Annotated in this window: 1 protein-coding gene; it reads left to right on the top strand. The window is 67.2% G+C overall.

What is annotated here, in order from left to right:
• The first annotated feature begins 183 nt into the window (after positions 1–183).
• Positions 184–1431, top strand: a complete 1248-nt coding sequence (locus ACFYOS_RS36405; protein WP_387151908.1) for an IS110 family transposase — start codon at positions 184–186, stop codon at positions 1429–1431.
• Positions 1432–1465 lie beyond the last annotated feature (34 nt).

Genomic DNA, 1465 nt, shown 5'->3' with positions numbered 1-1465 from the left:
CTAGGGCCGTCCGGCTGACGTCGTACCGTCTTGGCGCTGTCCGAGCCCGTGGGTTAGTAGGACGCTGGGGATCTGATCGACAGGCACCCGGAACTGTTGCTTCGAGCACGCGTATCAGACTCTTCGCCCTGTGAGGTCCCCGCCGGCGGCTCGTTGCCCGGTGTGGGAAGGAGGGCGGCGGCGATGGATGTGGTCCACGAACGCTGCGCGGGCGTCGACATCAGCAAGGCCGATGTGAAGGTGTGCATTCGGGTTCCCGGTGCGGGGCGGCGTCGGCGCCGGGAGGTGCGCACGTTCTCAACCATGACGAATGATCTGCTCGCGATGCGGGACTGGCTGCTGGCCGAGCAGGTCACGGTGGTCGGCATGGAGGCCACCGGCGCGTACTGGAAGCCGGTGTTCTATCTGCTGGAACATGACATGCAGTGCTGGCTGCTCAACGCCCGGCACATGAAGGCGGTGCCGGGCCGCAAGACCGACGTCAAGGACGCTGAGTGGATCGCTGAGCTGGTGGAGCACGGTCTGGTCCGACCCAGCTTCGTGCCGCCCGAACCGATCCGCCAGTTGCGGGACCTGACCCGCTACCGCACCGAGATCGTGCGGGAACGCACCCGGGAGATCCAACGGCTGGAGAAGTTCCTCGAAGACGCCGGGATCAAGCTGTCCGTGGTCGTGTCGGACCTGATGGGCAAGTCCGCCCGGGCGATGCTGGAGGCGCTGATCGCCGGGGAACGCGACCCGCACGTGCTGGCCGAGTTGGCGTTGGGCAGCATGCGCGGCAAACGCCCCCTGCTGACCGAGGCGTTGACCGGCCGATTCACCACCCACCACGCGTTCCTGACCCGCGCGATGCTCGACCGTATTGACGCCTGCGTGGCCATGGAAGCCCGGTTGAGCAGCCAGATCGATCAGCAGGTACGGCCCTTTCGCAGACAGCTCGACCTGATCGCCACCATCCCCGGCGCCAGCGGCCGAGCCGCCGAGGTGATCCTCGCCGAGATCGGCGCTGACCCCACTCGGTTCCCCACCCCCGGTGACTTGGCGTCCTGGGCCGGAATGTGCCCGGGCAACAACCAGTCCGGCGCGACGAACAAGCCCGGCCGCACCCGCCACGGCGATCCGTGGCTCAAGGCCGTCCTCGGACAGATCGCGGTGTCCGCGGCCCGCACCAAGGGCACCTACCTGGCCGCCCGCTACCGGCGCATTGCCAGCCGCCGTGGCAAGAAACGTGCCCTCGTCGCGGTCGGCCACTCCGTCCTCATCGCCGTGTGGATCATGCTCAGCCGCAACATCGCCTACCACGACCTGGGCGCCGAGCACTTCGTCGAGCGGCTCAACCCGCACGCCAAGGCCAGGCAGACCCGACGACTGATCGACCAACTCCACCAACTCGGCTACCAAGTCACGGTCCAACGCACACAAACAGCCTGACCTGATCACCACGACCGCCCGATTTTCGTATCAG

The organism is Micromonospora sp. NPDC005806 (assembly GCF_042871425.1).
Taxonomy (GTDB): Bacteria; Actinomycetota; Actinomycetes; order Mycobacteriales; family Micromonosporaceae; genus Micromonospora.
Note: the sequence above shows the minus strand (reverse complement) of the source record. Positions and strands in the feature narration are given on the sequence as shown.

Bases quoted from the DNA above. Each gene is read 5' to 3' on its own strand.
- ACFYOS_RS36405 (WP_387151908.1), top strand. From the start codon at position 184: ATGGATGTGGTCCACGAACGCTGCGCGGGCGTCGACATCAGCAAGGCC.